Source organism: Pseudonocardia adelaidensis (genome assembly GCF_039543345.1).
Taxonomy (GTDB): domain Bacteria; phylum Actinomycetota; class Actinomycetes; order Mycobacteriales; family Pseudonocardiaceae; genus Pseudonocardia; species Pseudonocardia adelaidensis.
Map to the genome: position 1 here is coordinate 86315 of NZ_BAABJO010000001.1, position 18090 is coordinate 104404.

At 74.8% G+C, this 18090-nt stretch carries 13 protein-coding genes and 2 tRNA genes; 13 read left to right on the top strand and 2 right to left on the bottom strand.

All coding sequences use genetic code 11. The annotated features are described in order from the left end of the window. Positions 1-325: 325 nt before the first annotated feature. Positions 326-1591, top strand: coding sequence for a bifunctional glycosyltransferase family 2/GtrA family protein (locus ABEA81_RS00440; RefSeq protein WP_345602430.1), 1266 nt, complete (start codon positions 326-328; stop codon positions 1589-1591). Continuing rightward, entirely contained in the window at positions 1588-3525 is a 1938-nt protein-coding gene (locus tag ABEA81_RS00445) for an ArnT family glycosyltransferase (protein WP_345602431.1), read from the top strand. The genes ABEA81_RS00440 and ABEA81_RS00445 overlap by 4 nt, the downstream gene beginning before the upstream one ends. Before the next feature lie 80 nt (positions 3526-3605). Here ABEA81_RS00445 and ABEA81_RS00450 read toward each other — a convergent pair whose 3' ends face one another. After that, positions 3606-4280 carry a DUF2461 family protein gene (locus ABEA81_RS00450; RefSeq protein WP_345602433.1) on the bottom strand — a complete coding sequence of 225 codons (675 nt, stop codon included), beginning with the start codon at positions 4278-4280 and terminating at the stop codon, positions 3606-3608. A 137-nt stretch (positions 4281-4417) separates the two neighbouring features. On the opposite strand from ABEA81_RS00450, the gene ABEA81_RS00455 reads away from it, so the two are divergent. From ABEA81_RS00455 to ABEA81_RS00490, 8 genes are all read left to right on the top strand, one after another. Continuing rightward, the gene (locus ABEA81_RS00455) at positions 4418-5158 is read left to right on the top strand and encodes a response regulator transcription factor (RefSeq protein ID WP_345602434.1); all 741 of its coding nucleotides are present in this window, start codon (positions 4418-4420) and stop codon (positions 5156-5158) included. After that, positions 5155-6564: a sensor histidine kinase gene (locus tag ABEA81_RS00460; RefSeq protein ID WP_345602435.1), complete on the top strand. Its 1410-nt coding sequence runs from the start codon at positions 5155-5157 to the stop codon at positions 6562-6564. The genes ABEA81_RS00455 and ABEA81_RS00460 overlap by 4 nt, the downstream gene beginning before the upstream one ends. A 149-nt stretch (positions 6565-6713) precedes the next feature. After that, positions 6714-8666 carry a glycosyltransferase family 39 protein gene (locus ABEA81_RS00465; RefSeq protein ID WP_425570407.1) on the top strand — a complete coding sequence of 651 codons (1953 nt, stop codon included), beginning with the start codon at positions 6714-6716 and terminating at the stop codon, positions 8664-8666. Positions 8667-8806: 140 nt separating this feature from the next. Further along, positions 8807-10519, top strand: a complete 1713-nt coding sequence (locus ABEA81_RS00470) for a glycosyltransferase family 39 protein (RefSeq protein ID WP_345602436.1) — start codon at positions 8807-8809, stop codon at positions 10517-10519. Between the two features lie 45 nt (positions 10520-10564). Next, the gene (locus ABEA81_RS00475; protein WP_345602437.1) at positions 10565-12181 is read left to right on the top strand and encodes an AMP-binding protein; all 1617 of its coding nucleotides are present in this window, start codon (positions 10565-10567) and stop codon (positions 12179-12181) included. Between the two features lie 47 nt (positions 12182-12228). After that, a complete protein-coding gene (locus ABEA81_RS00480) occupies positions 12229-13098 on the top strand; it encodes a sucrase ferredoxin (protein ID WP_345602438.1) in 870 nt (289 codons plus the stop codon). A 72-nt stretch (positions 13099-13170) separates the two neighbouring features. After that, on the top strand, positions 13171-13680 hold the full coding sequence (locus tag ABEA81_RS00485; protein ID WP_345602440.1) for a PH domain-containing protein: 510 nt from the start codon (positions 13171-13173) through the stop codon (positions 13678-13680). Then, a complete protein-coding gene (locus ABEA81_RS00490) occupies positions 13677-15260 on the top strand; it encodes a PH domain-containing protein (RefSeq protein WP_345602441.1) in 1584 nt (527 codons plus the stop codon). Before ABEA81_RS00485 ends, ABEA81_RS00490 begins: the two co-directional genes overlap by 4 nt. A 20-nt stretch (positions 15261-15280) precedes the next feature. Here ABEA81_RS00490 and ABEA81_RS00495 read toward each other — a convergent pair whose 3' ends face one another. Beyond that, complete coding sequence (locus tag ABEA81_RS00495; protein ID WP_345602443.1) at positions 15281-16819, bottom strand: helicase HerA-like domain-containing protein; 1539 nt, start codon at positions 16817-16819, stop codon at positions 15281-15283. Between the two features lie 102 nt (positions 16820-16921). On the opposite strand from ABEA81_RS00495, the gene orn reads away from it, so the two are divergent. The 3 genes from orn to ABEA81_RS00510 all read left to right on the top strand — a co-directional run bounded on the left by orn (position 16922) and on the right by ABEA81_RS00510 (position 17816). Continuing rightward, on the top strand, positions 16922-17548 hold the full coding sequence (gene orn, locus ABEA81_RS00500; RefSeq protein WP_345602444.1) for an oligoribonuclease: 627 nt from the start codon (positions 16922-16924) through the stop codon (positions 17546-17548). Positions 17549-17587: 39 nt separating this feature from the next. Continuing rightward, positions 17588-17663: transfer RNA gene (locus tag ABEA81_RS00505), tRNA-His, on the top strand. An 80-nt stretch (positions 17664-17743) separates the two neighbouring features. Next, positions 17744-17816: transfer RNA gene (locus ABEA81_RS00510), tRNA-Lys, on the top strand. Positions 17817-18090 lie beyond the last annotated feature (274 nt).

Here is an 18090-nt window from a genome sequence, read left to right on the forward strand (position 1 = left end):
CCTGGACCCCGGTGCCCGCTTCCGCCACAACAGAGCGTCGTGCCGCAGCCGGGGCGGGTGCACCTCATCGCCTTCCACCCCCTCCTGCGCCGCACGCAGCCGGTCGTCCCGGGGGACTCGGGAAACTGCCCGGTGGCCGAGCCTGTGGAGGGGACTGCAGGCCGCCGGCAGGCGTCGGGCCCCGGCCGGTCACCAACCGGCCGGGGCCCGGCCGCCGGGAGGTACGGGGTCCGGTGACGCCCCTCACGCCGGATCGATTCGGCCCACAGCCCGCTCACACGATCGGCACAACGAACCGATAGCGCCCGGTCGAACCCTGGGCTCCATGAGCGTCGACACCGCACTCCGGCCTGCCCGGCGCGGACGGTCCGAGCGCACCGTGCTCGACATCGTCGTGCCCGTCCACAACGAGGAGGCCGACCTAGAGCCGTCGGTCCGCCGGTTGCACGAGCACCTGTCCGGGCAGTTCCCCTACCCGTTCCGGATCACGATCGCGGACAACGCGAGCACCGACGCGACGCCGCGGATCGCGGCGCGGATCGCCGCGGAGCTCCCGGGCGTCACCGCGCTCCGGCTGGCGGAGAAGGGGCGCGGCCGGGCGTTGCGGGAGGCCTGGTCGGCGTCCGACGCGCAGGTGCTCGCCTACTGCGACGTGGACCTGTCCACCGACCTGGCCGCGCTGCTGCCGCTGGTGGCCCCGCTGATCTCCGGGCACTCCGACGTCGCGATCGGCACCCGGCTCGCGCGCAGCTCCCGGGTCGTCCGCGGGGCCAAGCGGGAGTTCATCTCCCGCTCCTACAACCTGCTGCTGCGCGGCACCCTCGGCGCCGGCTTCTCCGACGCCCAGTGCGGGTTCAAGGCGATCCGCGCCGACGTGGCCCGGCGGCTGCTGCCGCTGGTGGAGGACACCGGCTGGTTCTTCGACACCGAGCTGCTCGTGCTCGCCGAGCGGAGCGGGCTGCGCATCCACGAGGTGCCCGTGGACTGGGTCGACGACCCGGACAGCCGCGTCGCCATCCTCGCCACCGCCGTCGCCGACGTGAAGGGCATCGCCCGGCTCGGGCGCGCCCTGGCCACCGGCCGGCTGCCGCTCGCCGACCTGCGCGGCCAGCTCGGTCGCAATCCCGAGCCGCCACGCACGGTGCCCGGGGTGCCCACCGGCCTGGCCGGTCAGCTCGTGCGGTTCGCGGGGATCGGGGTGGCGAGCACGCTCGCGTACGCGCTGTTGTTCCTGTTGCTGCGCGAGCCGGTGGGGGCCTACGCGGCCAACCTGCTCGCCCTCGTCATCACCGCGATCGGCAACACCGCGGCGAACCGGCGCCTCACGTTCGGGGTGCGCGGCTCGGCGGGCGCCGCCGCCCACCAGTTGCAAGGGCTGATCGTCTTCGCGCTGGGCCTCGCGCTCACCAGCGGTGCGCTCGCCGCCCTGCACACGTGGATGCCCGATGCGAGCCAGGCCGTCGAGCTGCTGGTGCTGATCATCGCGAACGCGCTGTCGACGCTGCTGCGGTTCGTCGCCTACCGCTCCTGGATCTTCCGCAGGCACACCACCCGGCCGGTCGATCCGGCCCGTCAGGAGACCTTGGCATGACCGCCACCCTCGCCCGTGCCCGCTCCGCGCCCCCGGCACCGGCCGAACGCCCGCGGCGCCGCACGGAGTGGATCGTGCTGACGGCGCTCCTCGCCGGCACCGCCGCGCTCTACCTGTGGAACCTCGGCGCCGAGGGCTGGGCCAACACCTACTACGCAGGTGCCGTCCGGGCGATGACCCAGAACTGGACCGCCTTCTTCTTCGGCTCCACCGACGCCGGCAACACGGTCACCGTCGACAAGCCACCTGCCTCGCTCTGGGTCATGGCGCTGTCGGCCAAGATCTTCGGGCTCTCCTCGTGGAGCATGCTCGTCCCGCAGGCCGTGATGGGCGTCGGGGCGGTGGCGCTGCTGTACGCGGCGGTGCGCCGGGTGGCGGGCCCGGCCGCCGGGGTGCTCGCGGGCGGGGTGTTCGCGCTGACGCCGATCGCCGTGCTCATGTTCCGCTACAACAACCCGGACGCGCTGCTCGTCCTGCTCCTCGTGGGCGCCGCGTACGCCGCGGTCCGTGCGATCGAGAAGGCGTCGACGCACTGGATCGTGCTGGCCGGGGCCCTGATCGGGTTCGCGTTCCTGGCCAAGATGATGCAGGCCTTCGTCATCGTGCCGGCGCTCGCGCTCGCCTACCTCGTGGCCGCGCCCGCCGGGTTCTGGCGGCGGATCCGCCAGCTGCTCGCCGCGGGACTGGCCGTCGTCGTGGCCGCGGGGTGGTGGGTGACGATCGCCGAGCTGTGGCCCGCGACCTCGCGGCCCTACATCGGCGGCTCGGATAACAACAGCGTGCTCGACCTGACGTTCGGCTACAACGGGCTCGGCCGGATCTTCGGCCAGGGCGGCGGCCGGATGGAGCCGCCCGCCGGGATGGAGCTCCCGCCCGGGATGGAGGGGGGCCCGGGAGGTGGCGGATTCGGCGGCTTCGGCGGCGCCGCCGGCTGGACGCGCATGTTCAACGAGCAGGCCGGTGGCCAGATCTCCTGGCTGCTGCCCGCGGCGCTGGTGCTGCTCGCCGCTGGGCTGGTGCTGACGCGGCGGGCCGCGCGCACCGACCGGCTGCGCGCATCCCTCCTGCTCTGGGGCGGGTGGACGGTCGTGACCGCAGCGGTCTTCAGCTTCGCCCAGGGGATCTTCCACCCCTACTACACGGTGGCGCTCGCCCCGGGCATCGCCGCGCTCGTCGGGATCGGCGGGGTGCAGCTGTGGCGGCTGCGCGCCGCGTGGCCCGCCCGCATCACCCTCTCCGTGATCACCGCCGGCACCGCGGCCTGGGCGGTGGTGCTGCTGTCGCGCACACCCGACTTCGTGCCGTGGCTGCGCTGGGTCGTGGTCGGCGTGGCCGCAGCGGCGGTGCTCGCGCTGCTCGCCGGGGCGCAGTGGCGCAGGCTCGCCGTCGTCGCCGCGCTGGCCGTGCTGCTCACCGGGGGCGCCGCGCAGGTCGCCTACGCCGCGGACACGATCACGAGCACCCACAACGGCGGGAACCCGATGGCAGGCCCCGCCACCCGGTCCGGCCCCGGCGGCGGCATGCACTTCGGTCCGGGTCCCGACGGCGCCCGCCGGGACGACGGCGGCAGCCCGCGGCAGGTCGGCGGCTCCGGCGGCCGGGGCAACGCGTCCGACCCCGAGCTCGTCGCGCTGCTGCAGAACGCCGGCACGACGTGGGCGGCCGCCACCACGAGCGCGTCCGGCAGCGCGGACCTCGCGCTGGCCAGCGACACCGACGTCATGGGCATCGGCGGCTTCAACGGCGGGGACCCCGCGCCCACCCTGGAGCGGTTCCAGGAACTCGTCGCGGCAGGCGAGGTGCACTACTTCGTCGGCGGCGGTGGCGGCGGCCCGGGCGGCAGGTCCGAGATCGCCACCTGGGTGGAGGCGAACTTCACCTTGACGACCGTGGGCGGCTGGACCGTCTACGACCTGACCCGGCCGGCGAGCTGAATCCCCCGGCGGTTCGCCGGCCACCGCCCCGTGAGTGGATACGGGTGCCCGAGCACTCGTATCCGCTCACCGGGGTACGGCTAGTCGTCGGCCGGCGGGGACGGCGCCGGGCGGGGCCGGGTCGGCACCGGGTCGGCCGGGCCGACGTGCCGGTCCAGCCACGCCACCACCGGCGCGGCCGCCCGCCAGGACGTGCGGACCCGCTCCAGCGGCTCGGTGGTGGAGAGCCACGCGCCCACCGGTCTCGACGTGACGACCTGCAGCCCGAGCAGCCTCAGGAGGTCGATCCGCGGGTGCCGCCCCGTGAAGCCGCGCGGCAGGCCGCGCAGGCACCGGCCGCGGTCGACGATGTGCCCGGCGAGCAGCGCCGGGAGCTCCTCCCCGGGCGTCTCGAGCACCGCGACGCGGTAGCGGCGCAGCTGACCGGCGTCGAACGCCCGGTGCCCCACCGCGGTGGTCAGGGCGGTGGCCGACAGCACGACGGTGAGGGCGGCACCGCCCGGGCTGCGGGCGACCCCGCCGGTGTCGGTGCGGTAGGGCGGGGCGGCGGGGCGGAAGCGCCGGTTGTGGTGGGCGCGCAGCACCCGGATCGGCCCGAACTCGGGTTCCAGCTCGGCGGCGAGCGCGCGCATCGGTCCCTGCACGGCTGCGGCGTGGCGGTGGCCGTTCTCCGCCCAGAACTCCCGGGTGTTGTCGGCCTCGATCTCGGCGAGGAACGCGGTGGCGTCGCTGGGCCAGCCGGTGAACGGGGACATGTCGCCCTCCTGTCGGTCGGGTCTGGTGATGACCGGCATGGACGACGGCGGGGCGGGCGGGGTTCCCCCGGACGTGCACAGGTTTCACACAGGATCCGCCCATCAGGGCCACAGCCGCGCGCGCGAACCTGGCTAGCATGGCGACGATGCGGGACAGCGGTCCTGAGCTGCGGCGTGCCGACGGCGGCCCGATCCGCGTCCTCGTGGTCGACGACGAGGCGTCGCTGTCGGAGCTGCTCTCGATGGCCCTGCGCTACGAGGGGTGGGACGTCCGGACGGCCGCCGACGGTGCCACCGCCGTGCGCACCGCCCGGGAGCTGCGTCCCGACGCCGTCGTCCTCGACGTGATGCTGCCCGACTTCGACGGCCTCGAGGTGCTGCGCAGGCTGCGCGCCGAGGCCCCGGAGGTGCCGGTGCTGTTCCTCACCGCGCGCGACGCCGTGGAGGACCGCGTCGCCGGGCTCACCGCGGGCGGCGACGACTACGTCACCAAGCCGTTCAGCTTGGAGGAGCTCGTCGCGCGGCTGCGCGGGCTGCTGCGCCGCTCCCGGATGACCGCGGCCCGCCAGGGGTCCGAGCTCGTCGTCGGCGACCTCGTGCTCGACGAGGACAGCCACGAGGTGCGCCGGGGCGACGACGTCATCGAGCTCACCGCCACCGAGTTCGAGCTGCTGCGCTACCTCATGCGCAACCCCAAGCGCGTGCTGTCGAAGGCCCAGATCCTCGACCGCGTCTGGAACTACGACTTCGGCGGCCAGTCCAACGTCGTCGAGCTCTACGTGTCGTACCTGCGGAAGAAGATCGACGCCGGACGTGCACCCATGATCCACACCGTCCGCGGGGCGGGGTACGTGCTCAAGCCGGCGGCTGGCGGGTGAGCCATCACTCCCTCCGCATCCGGCTGGTGGCCACCACGCTGCTGCTGCTCGCCATCGCGTCCGCGCTCATCGCCGTCGCGACCACGATCTCGCTCCGCCAGTTCCTGATCCACCGCCTGGACGACGACGTGCGGGCGTCCAGCCGCATCCTCATCCGCGCGGAGCTGGGGTCCCCGCCCACCCTGCTGCTGCCTCCCCGCGGACCACGGCCCCCCGACACCCTCACAGCGCTCGTCCGGGACGGCACGGTGGTGACCGCGTCGGTGTCCCCGTTCGGCGAGGATCCGCGGCCGGTGCCCGAGTCGGAGTACCCCGACCTCGTCTCCCTGCCGGAGGGGGAACGGCCGCAGAGCGTCGACCTCGGCGAGCTCGGCGACTACCGGCTCGTGGCGACCCGCACGCCCATCGGCGACACCGTGGTCAGCGGCCTGCCGCTGGGCCCGGTGGAAGCGATCGTGACCTCGCTCGTGCTCATCGAGCTCGTCGTCACCGGCGTCACGCTCGGCGGGGCGGGCGTCGCGGCGGCGATGCTCGTCCGGCGGGAGCTGCGGCCGCTGGAGCGGGTGGCGGCGACGGCGGCGCGGGTGAGCACGCTGCCGCTGGACCGCGGGGAGGTCTCGCTGGTCGAGCGGGTGCCGGACGTCGACCCGGACACCGAGGTGGGGAAGGTCGGCAGCGCCCTCAACCGGATGCTCGACAACGTCGGGTCGGCCCTCGAGGCGCGGCACGAGAGCGAGGTGCAGCTGCGCCAGTTCATCGCCGACGCTAGCCACGAGCTGCGCACCCCGCTCGCCGCGATCAGCGGCTACACCGAGCTCACCCGGCGCGAGGAGCTCTCCGCGGACGTCGAGTACTCGCTCACCCGCATCGCCTCCCAGACGGAGCGGATGACCGCGCTCGTCGAGGACCTCCTGCTGCTCGCCCGCCTCGACGCGGGCCGCCCCCTCGAACGCGGCGAGGTCGACCTCACCCGGCTCGTCGTCGACGCCGTCGCCGACGCCCACGCGGCCGGGCCGGACCACCGGTGGCAGCTCGACGTGCCCGATCAGCCGGTGGTGGTTCCCGGCGACGGCTCACGGCTCGCCCAGGTGCTCGCCAACCTGCTCGCCAACGCCCGCACGCACACCCCGCCCGGCACGAACGTGACGGTCGCGCTCGCCGTGGAGCCCTCGTCCGCGAGGCTGTCGGTCGCCGACGACGGGCCGGGCATCTCCCCCGACCTGCTGCCGCACATCTTCGAGCGCTTCGCCCGCGGATCGGCCTCCCGCTCGCGCGACAACGGGAGCACCGGTCTCGGCCTGGCGATCGTCCGCGCGGTGGTCGCGGCGCACGCGGGAACGGTGAACGCCACGAGCAAGCCGGGGTGCACGGAGTTCACGGTCCGGCTCCCGCGATCCGGCGCCTGACCACGGACTTCACAAACCCGGTGCCCGCTTCACACAGGGCCCGCTTCGTGTGAAGCCGGTGCTGGGTGTGTGAAGTGACGCCGCTCCTCACAGCGCGCGCACAGCGTGGGCACCGCGGGTCCACAGACGGCGGCTGCAGGGTCGGCTGCGTGGCCACCACCGTCTCCGTTCGCACCGGACCGGCCCCTGCCGCTCCCGTCCCCCGCCGCCGGTGGCCGTGGCCGGCCGGGCTGCTCGCCGGCACGGCGGTGCTCTACCTGTGGGGGCTGTCCGCATCGGGGTGGGCCAACGCGTTCTACGCGGCGGCCGCGCAGGCCGGATCCCGGAGCTGGACGGCATGGTTCTTCGGCTCCTCCGACGCCGCGAACGCGATCACCGTGGACAAGACGCCCGCCGCGCTGTGGGTCACCGGCCTGTCGGTGCGGCTGTTCGGCCTCAGCAGCTGGAGCGTCCTCGTCCCCCAGGCGCTGATGGGCGTGGCCACCGTCGGGCTGCTGTACGCCACGGTGCGCCGCACCGCGGGCACGGCGGCCGGGCTGCTGGCCGGCGCGGTCCTCGCGCTCACGCCGGTGGCCGTGCTGATGTTCCGGTTCGACAACCCCGATGCGCTGCTCACGCTGCTGCTGGTCGGCGCGGCGTACGCCGTGCTGCGCGCGGTCGAGGCCGGCCGGACGCGCTGGCTCGTGCTGGCGGGGGTCCTCATCGGGTTCGGGTTCCTGACCAAGATGCTGCAGGCGTTCCTCGTGCTGCCGGCGTTCGCGGCGGTCTGGCTGCTGGCCGCACCGGTCGGCATCGGGCGCCGGGTGCGCGACCTGCTGCTCGCGGGTGGCGCCGTGGTCGTCAGCGCCGGGTGGTGGGTTCTCGCGGTCGGCCTGTGGCCTGCCGGTTCGCGGCCCTACATCGGCGGATCGCAGACCGACAGCGTGCTCGAGCTGGTGCTCGGCTACAACGGCTTCGGCCGCCTCACCGGGGACGAGGTCGGCAGCGTCGTGCCCGGCCAGATGGGCGCGACCGGTGGCACGTGGGGGCCGACCGGGCTCACCCGCCTCTTCACCAGCGGCTACGCCGGGGACGCGTCCTGGCTGCTGCCCGCCGCCCTGGTGCTCCTCGGCGCGCTGCTGTGGTGGACGCGCCGGGCCCCGCGCACGGACCGGACGCGCGCGGCGGCGCTCGCGTGGGGTGGCTGGCTCGTCGTCACCGCCGGGGTCTTCAGCCTGATGGCCGGGATCTTCCACAGCTACTACCAGGTGGTGCTGGCCCCGGCGATCGGCGCGCTGGCCGGGACCGGAGCCGTGGTGCTCTGGCGGCGGCGCACCGGGCTCTCCGCCCGTGCCGTGCTCGCTGGCACGCTCGCCGGCACGGCCGGGTGGGCGTTCGTGCTCCTGAACCGGGCGGGCTGGCAGCCGTGGCTCGCGTGGACCGCGCTCGTCGCCGGGGCCGCCGGCGCCGCCGCGCTGCTCGGCGTGCACCGGCTCGGCCGCACGGCGCGGACGGGCGTGGTCGCCGCCGCACTCGTGGCGGCGCTCGCGGCCCCGACCGGCTGGTCGATCGCGACAGCGGCGACGCCGCACACCGGCGCCATCCCGTCGTCCGGTCCGCGGGACGCCCGCACGGGCGGGCCGGGCATGCGCATCGGCGGCCCGCGTGGCGGCCCGGGCGGCCCACCCGCCGGCGGCGCGGACGGTGCGGGCCCCGGCCGCGGGATGCGCGGTGACGGGTTCATGGCGGGCGGCAACATCCTCGGCTCCCCCACCCCTTCGGCCGAGCTCACCGCGCTCCTGCAGCGCGACGCGGGCGCGTACACCTGGGCGGCCGCGACGATCGGCTCCAACAGCGCCGCGGGCTACCAGCTCGCCAGCGGTGAACCGGTGATGGCGCTCGGCGGGTTCAACGGAACCGACCCCTTCCCCACGCTGGAGGCGTTCCAGCGGCTCGTGGCCGAGGGCCGGATCCACTACTTCCTCGGCGAGGCGGGGCGCAGCGACACCGGGAGCGGCGGCAGCGACGATGCGCACCGGGTCGGCCTGTGGGTGCAGGAGAACTTCACGCCGGTCACGGTCGGCGGCACGACCGTCTACGACCTGACGACCCCGAGGTCGTGAGCGGCTGAGGAGTCCGCTCGCGGATTCTCCGCTGCCGCTCGGCCACGCCGGGGCCGGGTGGGACCACGCGCCCGAGCGTGCGGCGCAGTCTGGAAGCAGCGCCGTCACGGCGCGCCGACGAGCGCTGGTGAGGAGGCTCCGTGAGCGTCGTCGCCGATACCGTCCCCAACCTCCGCCCGGTTCGGCCGAGCCGCCCTCCGCGGCGCAAGCCCTCCCCCGTCGAGCGCCGCTCGTGGGCAGGCCTACTGCTCCTCACGGCGGGCCTGCACCTGTGGGACCTGGGCTCCGTCGGCTGGGCGGACGGCTACCGCGCGGGCGCGGTCCGGGGCATGGCGCAGGACTGGACCGCCTTCCTCTTCGGCTCCACGGACGCGGGGAACCTCGTCACGGTCGAGATGCCACCCGGATCGCTGTGGGTCATGGCGCTGTCCGCGCGGGTGTTCGGGTTCTCCTCGTGGAGCATGCTCGTGCCCCAGGCGCTGATGGGCGTCGCCGCGGTGGCGCTGCTCGGTGCCGCCGTGCGCCGGGTCGCCGGTCCCGGCGCCGGGCTGCTGGCCGGGGCGGCGCTGGCGCTCACCCCGGCGGTCGTCGCGACGTTCCGCGACAACGGCCCGGACGCCCTGCTGGTGCTACTGCTCGTCGCCGCGGCCCACGCCACGGTCCGCGCCGTCGAGGCGGCGCGAACGCGCTGGCTGCTCATGGCCGGTGCGCTGGTCGGTTCCGCGTTCCTCACGGATCCGGCACAGGCCCTCGTACCGCTGCCCGCCCTCGCGCTCGCCTACCTCGCGGCCGCCCCCACCGCCCGGTGGCGGCGCCTGCTGCAGCTGCTCGCCGTGGGCGTCGCCGTCGTCGTCGCGGGCGGGTGGTGGTACGCGCTCGTCGAGCTGCGGCCCGCCGCCACCCGGCCGTACATCGGCGGCTCCCGGACCGACAGCGCACTGGAGCTCGCCCTGGGCCCTGGCGGCCTCGGGCGGATCGCGGGCACCGGCCCGGGGCTCCGGCTCGACGCGCAGACCGGGGTGCTGGTCGGCTGGCTGTTGCCGGCGGTGCTCGCGCTGCTCCTGATCGGGCTGGTGCTGACGGGCCGGGCGGCGCGCACCGATCCCACCCGCGCGTCGCTCCTGCTCTGGGGCGGCTGGACCGTGACCACGGCACTGCTGCTCGGCATCGGCGACTACGGCCCGACCGACACGGCGGTGCTCGCACCCGGCCTCGCGGCGTCGGCCGGGATCGGCAGCGCACTGCTGTGGGAGCGGCGCCGGAGGTGGGCCGGCCGGGGAACGCTCGCGCTGCTCGTGGCCGCCACGGTGGCGTGGGCGTGGATGCTGCTCGACCGCACGCCGGAGCTCGTGCCCCGCTGGGTCCTCGTCACGGTGGTCGCGGTCGTGATCGGGGTCGTGCTGCTCGGGGCGGCCATCAGTCGTCGTGGGGCCGCAGCGGTGGGGGTGACGTTGGCGCTGATGGCGCTGGCCGGGCCCGCCGTCCACGCCGCGCACGCCGCGGCGACGGGTGGCCGGGGTGCGACCCCGACGGCCACCGCGGACCCGGCGCTGACGGACCTGCTCCGCTCCACCGGGCGGACGTGGTCGGCGGCCACGGTGGGCGCGCAGAACAGCGCCGCACTCGCGCTCGCCAGCGACACCACGGTGATGGGCATCGGAGGCCTCTCCGGCAGCGACCCGGCCCCCACCCTCGAGGAGTTCCAGGCCATCGTCGCGTCGGGCGAGGTGCGCTGGTTCGTCGACCAGGGCCCGAGCGGCGGCTCCGCGATCCCGAGCTGGGTGCAGCAGACGTTCGAGTCGACGACCGTCGGCGACCACACCATCTACGACCTGGCCAAACCGAGGCCGTGAGCGAGGACGCCTGCGCAGCAGCCCGGTGCTTGCCAGACTGGATCCGTGGTGGATGTCGGACGGGTGCTCGAGCTCGCGCGGTCGGGGGCGGAACAGGCGGTCGGGTCGGCGCGAGCGGTGGTGGCGCTCACCCGCTCCGGCGTGGTCCGGCCGATCCGCCCCGACCGGCTCGTCGGCATGGCCGCCGGGCTCGCCCGCTACGGCCTGACGATCACGGCGGGCTACGCGGCGGGTGCGGCGAGGCATCCCGACCGCACCGCGATCGTGGACGACCAGGGCGCACTGACGTTCGCCGAGCTGGCCACGTGGACCGATGCGGTCGCCCGCGGGCTCGCCGCGACCGGCGTCGGCGCCCGCACGCGCGTCGGCGTGCTCTGCCGCAACCACCGCGGCGCGATCGCCGGGCAGGTCGGGGCGGGCAAGCTCGGCGCCGACGCGGTGCTGCTCAACGTCGGGCTCTCGGCCACCCAGCTCCGCGAGGTCGCGGGCGAGCTGCGCCTGCACACCGTGGTGGCCGACGAGGAGTTCGGACCCGCGCTCGCCGGGCTCCCCGAGCACGTACGGGTGGTCACCGACACCGCGCTCGGCGATCTCGACGGGCCCGGGCCGCTCCCCCTGCGACCGCCCACCGGGAACACGATCGTGCTGACGTCCGGCACCACCGGCACCCCGAAGGGCGCGCGCCGCCCGCCGGTGCACAGCATCTCCCCCGCCGCCGCGATCCTCTCGGCGATCCCGCTGCGGGCCGGGGAGCCCGCGTTCATCGCCGCACCCCTGCTGCACACCTGGGGATACGCCGCGCTGCAGCTGGCCGTGCTGCACGGCGCTCCGGTGGTGCTCGCCCGCCGATACTCCCCCGCCGAGTTCCTGCGCGTGGCGGAGGACCACCGGGTCGACGCGGTCTTCGCGGTGCCGGTGATGTTGCAGCGGGCGCTGGAGCTGCCCGCCGCCGACCTCGAGAAGGCCTGGTCGTCGCACCGCCCCCGGATCGTCGCGGTGAGCGGGTCGGCGCTGCCCGCCGAGCTGGCGACGACCTTCATGGACCGCTTCGGCGACGTCCTCTACAACCTCTACGGCTCCACCGAGGTGTCGTGGGTGAGCATCGCGAGCCCGGCCGACCTGCGTGCCGCCCCCGGCACGGCGGGCCGCGCTCCGGTCGGAACCCGCCTGGTGATCGTCGGCGAGGACGACCGCCCGGTGCCGCCGGGCACCGAGGGCCGCGTGTTCGTCCACAACGACATGCCGTTCGCGGGCTACACGCGCGAGGGCGTGGATGTCGAGCGGCTGGGCGGGATGATCGGCACGGGCGACGTCGGCCGCCTCGACGAGCACGGGCTCCTGCACCTCACCGGCCGCGCCGACGACATGATCGTCTCCGGTGGCGAGAACGTGCACCCGGGCCCGGTCGAGGACCTGATCGCGGCCCGGCCCGAGGTGCGCGAGGCCGCGGTCACGGGCGTCCCGGACGAGCAGTACGGCCAGCGCCTCGCCGCCTACGTCGTGCTGGAACCGGGCGCCACGGTGCATGCCGACGACGTCCGCGGCTGGGTGCGCGCCGAGCTGAGCCGGTTCGCCGTGCCCCGCGACGTGGAGTTCGTCGCGGAGCTGCCGCGCAACGCCACCGGGAAGGTGGTGCACCGGGAGCTGCGGGATGCCCGGTGAGCGGCATCACGCCACGGAGTTAGGCAAGGCTCAGATACTGTTGGCCGGTGGGTCCGGTTCCGCGGTGGCAGCGCTGCAGCCTCCTGGCGCTCGCCGGCGACGAGCAGCTCGCCGGCACCGCCCCGCGTGCCCGCCGGTGGGTGTGCGTGGAGCAGCGCGGTGCGTGGCCGAGCGACCTGACCAGGCATCCCGAACCCGCGCTCGCCGCGCTCGCCACCGCCCCCGGCTGGCGCCTGCTGCTGATCCGCAGGCCCGGACGCCGCGGCGAGGTGGATGCGCCGCTGCGCGTCTTCCTCGCCGACACCGCCCCCGGCACGAGCCGCGTCACCACCTTCACGGTCGGCAGCCCCGATGAGCTCGCCGGCGTCGGCCTGCCCGGCCCCGACGAACCGCTGCCCGGGCGGCCGGTCCACGACCCGCTGCTGCTCGTGTGCACGCACGGGCGCCGCGACCGCTGCTGCGCCGTCGACGGGCGCGCGCTCGCCAATGCCGTCGTCGACGCCGGTGAGCAGCACGTGTGGGAGTGCAGCCACCTCGGTGGCCACCGGTTCGCACCCACGGCGCTGGTGCTCCCCACCGGCTACGCGTACGGCAGGCTCGACCCCGCCGCCGCGATCGCGGCGCGGAAGGCGGCGTTCCCCGGCGAGGTCGACACGGTCCGGTGCCGGGGCCGCAGCACCTGGTCGCCCACGGGGCAGGTCGCCGAGCTGGCCGTCCGCGCCGCCACCGGCATCCGCGACGCCGACGCGCTGCAGGTCGTCGACACCGCGGGCGGCGCCGTCGTCTCGGCCCGCGACGGCCGCCGCTGGGCCGTGGACGTCGCCCCGATCGCCGGCGCGCCCCGCCCGCTGTCCTGCGGTACCGACCCCATCCAGAGCGAGTCCCTCCGGGCCACGGGAGTCCGCCCCCTCCGCTGAGCCACACCGCGGGAGAGGTGATCGGGCGCGTCCCGTTCCGGCCCCGGCCGGGCCAGCGGGCAGACTTGTACCATGTCCGCCGCCGCGCCGATCGCCCTGCCGCTGCGCCCGCCCGCCCACCAGGTGAGCCCGCGGGCGGTGCTGTGGTGGCGGCTGCGCGCGCTCCTCACGGTGCTGGCGGTCGCCCTCCCGCAGGCCGTGGTGGCGGTCGTGCTCACGACGAACGCGCCGGCCTGGCTCATGACCACCACCGTCCTGACGGTGCTCGTCGGGCTCGCCTACCTGGTCGCGGTGCCGCCGCTGCTCTTCCGCATCCACCGCTGGGAGGTCACTGACGAGGCGGTCTACACGCTGTCGGGCTGGCTGGTCCGCGAGTGGCGGATCGCGCCGATCTCGCGGGTGCAGACCGTCGACACCGAGCACGGTCCACTGCAGCAGCTGCTGAAGCTCGCGAGCGTCACGGTGACGACGGCATCGGCCCGCGGACCCGTCACGATCCGCGGCCTGGAGGAGGGCGCCGCCGCCGAGCTCGCCCGCCTGCTCACGGAGACCACGCAGGCGACGCCGGGGGACGCGACGTGACGGCCGGGCCCGACGGGCCGCCCTGGCGGCGGCTGGACAAGCGGATGCTCGCGGTCACCCCGTTGTCCGGCGCGGTCCGGCTGCTGCCGGTGGCGGTGGTGGTGCTGCTGACCGGGCAGGGCAACGCGATCGGGCGGCTGTGGGTGCCCCTGGGCATCGCGCTGGCGCTCGTGCTCGTCGGCGTGGTGCGCTGGCGCACCACGCAGTACCGGATCACGGCCGACCGCGTGGAGCTGCACACCGGGTGGCTGCGCCGCCAGCGCCGGTCGGTGCCGCGGGACCGGATCCGCACCGTCGACCTCACCGCGAAGGTCGTGCACCGCGTGTTCGGGCTGAGCGTCGTGCACGTGAGCGCCGCGTCCGGCTCCTCGGGGGACAGCTCAGGGCTGAGCCTGGACGCCGTGAGCACGGCGGAGGCCGATCGGCTGCGCCACGAGCTGCTCGACCGGTCCGCCACGACCGTCGTGGAGCACCCCGTCCAGCCACCGGCCCATGAGCGAGCGCCAGCGAGCGAATCGATGTCACAGCGCCTGCGCGAAGCGCCGGCCGAGCGTCAGCGAGGCCGTGCGATTGAGCTCGCCCGGCTGCGGTGGTCGTGGCTGCGCTTCGCCCCGCTGACGTTCTCGTCGATCGCCGGGGTCGGCGCGATCTTCGCCGCCGTGTACAACCTGTTCGACGACCTCGGGGTGGACCCGCGGGACGTCCCGGCCGTCGACGACGCGGCCCACCGCCTCACCACGGCCCCGATCTGGCTGGGCGTGCTCGTCGTCGGCGTCGGCCTGCTCGTCGTCGCGGTCGTCGGCGCGCTGCTGCTGTTCGCCGAGCGCTGGTACGCCTACCGCCTCACGCGGGAGCCGGCCACGGACGACGGCACGGCAGAAGGCGGCGCGCTGCGCGTCAGGAGGGGCTTGCTGACGCGCCGCTCGCTCTCGGTGTCGCAGGTGCGCCTGCGGGGCGCCGAGGTCGTCGAGCCGGTGCTGCTGCGCGCCGGCCGGGGCGCGCAGACCCGCGCCCTGTCCACCGGGCTGTCCCGGGACTCCCAGGGCGGCGCGCTCCAGCCGCCCGCACCGCGGGCCGAGGCGCACCGGGTGGCCTCGGTCGCGCTGCGCGAACCCCCCGAGCTGGCCACGCTGGCCCCGCTGCGCCGCCACCCCCGCGCCGCGCTGCAGCGCCGGTTGACCCGCGCGCTGGCGCCGGCCGCGGCGGTGGTGGTGATCGCGTTCGTGATCGGGCCGGCCGTGCCGGTTCCGTGGCTCGGGCCGGCGAGCCTCGTCCTGCTCCCGGTCGCCCTGCTCCTCGCCCTCGACCGCTACCGCAGCCTCGGCCACCAGCTCACGGCCCGCTACCTGGTCACGCGCCAGGGCTCGGTGCAGCGGCGGACGGTCGCGCTGCAGCGCAGCGGCGTGATCGGATGGACGTTCCGGCAGAGCGTGTTCCAGCGCCGCGCCGGACTGGTCGAGGTGGAAGCGGTCACGGCAGCGGGCGCGGGCGGCTACCCGGTGCTCGACGTGGCCGCCCCCGACGGCGTCGCGCTGGCCGACGCGACGACACCGGGCCTGCTGACCCCGTTCCGGACGTAGTCCGCGCAGCCCCCGGTCGGTCAGCGCCGCCTGCGGGTACCGAACAGGCCCCTCGTGATCTCCCGGCCCAGCGCGCTCGCCGCCGACCGCAGGAACGACTTCACCACCGGCGAGCCGAGCACCTCGGCCACCATCCCCGGCTCCTCGAGGCGCCGCTCGGGCTCCGGGGCGGGAGGTGGCGGCGGCGCGCCGGCCGGAGCCGGGGCGGGTGCCGCGATCTTGGCGGTCAGCTTCTCGTAGGCGGACTCGCGGTCGACCGTCTCGCCGTACTTCCCGAAGAGCGGCGACGCCTTCGCCGCCTCCGTGACGGCGTCCGCGCCGATCGCGGCCATCAGCGACCGGGGTGCCCGCATCCGGGACCATGCCACCGGGGTGGGCGCGCCCCGCTCGGAGAGCACCGTGACGATCGCCTCGCCGATGCCGAGCGACGTCAGCGCCTGCTCCATGTCGTAGACCGCGGTCCTCGGGTACGTCCGCACGGTCTTGGACAGCGCGGCCTGGTCCTCGGGCGTGAACGCGCGCAGCGCGTGCTGGACCCGCGCGCCCAGCTGCGACAGCACCTCGTTGGGGATGTCGGTGGGCAGCTGCGTGCAGAAGAAGACCCCGACGCCCTTGGACCGGATGAGCTTCACGGTCTGCTCGATGCGCTCCAGGAACGCCTTCGATGCGCCGTCGAACAGCAGGTGGGCCTCGTCGAGGAAGAACACGAGCTTGGGCTTGTCGAGGTCACCGGCCTCCGGCAGCTCCTCGAACAGCTCGGCGAGCAGCCACATGAGGAACGTCGACCACAGCCGCGGGTTGGTCTGCTGGTCGGCCAGCTCCAGGAGCGTGACGACGCCCTTCCCGTCGACCTGACGCATCAGGTCCGCGGGGTCCAGCTCCGGCTCGCCGAAGAAGTCGTCGCCGCCCTGCGCCTCCAGGTTCACCAGCGCCCTGAGGATCACACCCGCCGTGGCCGGGGACACGCCGCCGATGCCCTTGAGATCGGCCTTGCCCTCGTCGGACGTGAGGTGCTGGACGACCGCCCGCAGGTCCTTGGTGTCCAGCAGCGGCAGCCCCTTCCGGTCGGCCCAGTGGAAGATCAGGCCGAGCGTGGACTCCTGGGTGTCGTTGAGGTCGAGCACCTTGCTCAGCAGGATCGGGCCGAACTGCGTGAGCGTGGCCCGGATCGGGATCGCCGCGCTGCCGGAGCCGAGCGACATGAACTCGACGGGGTACGCCGTGGGCGCCCAGTCGTCGCTGGTCTCCTTCGCCCGCTCCTCGATCTTCGGGCCGCCCTCACCCGGCCGGACCATGCCGGACAGGTCGCCCTTGACGTCCGACAGCAGGACCGGCACGCCCGCCGCCGAGAGCTGCTCCGCGATGCCCTGCAGTGTCTTGGTCTTGCCGGTACCGGTGGCGCCTGCGACCAGGCCGTGCCGGTTGAGCGTTGCGAACGGGATGCGCACCCTGGCACTCGGGTCGACCGTGCCGTCGACGACGACGCAACCCAGCTCCAGGGCCGCCCCTTCCGTCGCGTACCCGGCGGCGATCTCCTGCGCTGCACCCGTGTTCCCCACGGCGCCGCAGCCTACTGCCAGGAGCGACACGAAGCCGATCTTCGACGGGCGACACGCACCGGAGCAGGCCCTCCGCCCCGCCCCTGGGCATAGTGTGACGCCGTGACGGACCGTCTTGTATGGATCGACTGCGAGATGACCGGGCTCGACCTCGGCCGCGATGCACTGATCGAGATCGCCGTGCTCGTCACCGACGGCGACCTGACCGTGCTCGGCGAGGGCGTCGACCTCGTCATCCACGCCGACGAGACCGCACTCGCCGGCATGCCCGAGATCGTGCGGGAGATGCACGAGCGGTCCGGGCTCACCGACGCGGTGCGCGCCTCCACCGTCACCGTCGCGGAGGCAGAGCGGCTCGCCCTCGACTACGTGCGCCAGCACGTGCCCGACCCCCGCAGCGCACCGCTGGCCGGGAACTCGATCGCCACCGACCGCGCCTTCCTCGCCCGCGACATGCCCGAGCTCGACGGGTACCTGCACTACCGCATGGTCGACGTCAGCTCCGTCAAGGAGCTAGCCCGGCGCTGGTACCCGCGCGTCTTCTACGCGAAGCCGGAGAAGGGCCTCGCCCACCGCGCCCTCGCCGACATCATGGAGTCGATCCGCGAGCTCGAGTACTACCGCCGCACCATGTTCGTGGCACCCCCCGGACCCAGCAGCGACGCCGCCCAGGCCGTCGCCGCCGCGCTCCCGGCAACCCGCTTCGAGGCGCCGCACCCGCCACGCTAAACTCGATGCCGCAACCCCGGCCGAGGCCGGGAACGCATGGTGGGTGTAGCTCAGCTGGTAGAGCACCTGGTTGTGGTCCAGGAAGTCGCGGGTTCAAGTCCCGTCACTCACCCCATGCCGCGGCACCCCGCCGCACGGCCCCCGGAACGAGCGTGTTAGCGTTTCCGGGCGCCGAGCGGGAGGGCGCAACGGCAGGCGCCGCTAGCTCAATTGGCAGAGCAGCTGGCTCTTAACCAGCGGGTTCGGGGTTCGAGTCCCTGGCGGCGCACGGGCGAGTGGGCGAGGCATGATCGCGGAAAGCGCGAACCATCCTCGCCCGTTCGTATTTTCTGGGGGTGCAACCCCCAGACCCCGCCCGGCGGGGCTCCGCCCCCCGAGACCCCCCGCCTCACACCTCCAGGCCCCACCCTCCCCCGGGCCTCACCGCGTCATGCCACCCGCTCACCCATGACCGCCCACCCGAAACGAGGCGGGCGAGGCATGATCGCGGAAAGCGCGAACCATCCTCGCCCGTTCGTATTTTCTGGGGGTGCAACCCCCAG

Coding starts and splice junctions, on each gene's coding strand:
- ABEA81_RS00440 (WP_345602430.1), top strand. CDS start 326: ATGAGCGTCGACACCGCACTCCGGCCTGCCCGGCGCGGACGGTCCGAG.
- ABEA81_RS00445 (WP_345602431.1), top strand. CDS start 1,588: ATGACCGCCACCCTCGCCCGTGCCCGCTCCGCGCCCCCGGCACCGGCC.
- ABEA81_RS00450 (WP_345602433.1), bottom strand. CDS start 4,280: ATGTCCCCGTTCACCGGCTGGCCCAGCGACGCCACCGCGTTCCTCGCC.
- ABEA81_RS00455 (WP_345602434.1), top strand. CDS start 4,418: ATGGCGACGATGCGGGACAGCGGTCCTGAGCTGCGGCGTGCCGACGGC.
- ABEA81_RS00485 (WP_345602440.1), top strand. CDS start 13,171: ATGTCCGCCGCCGCGCCGATCGCCCTGCCGCTGCGCCCGCCCGCCCAC.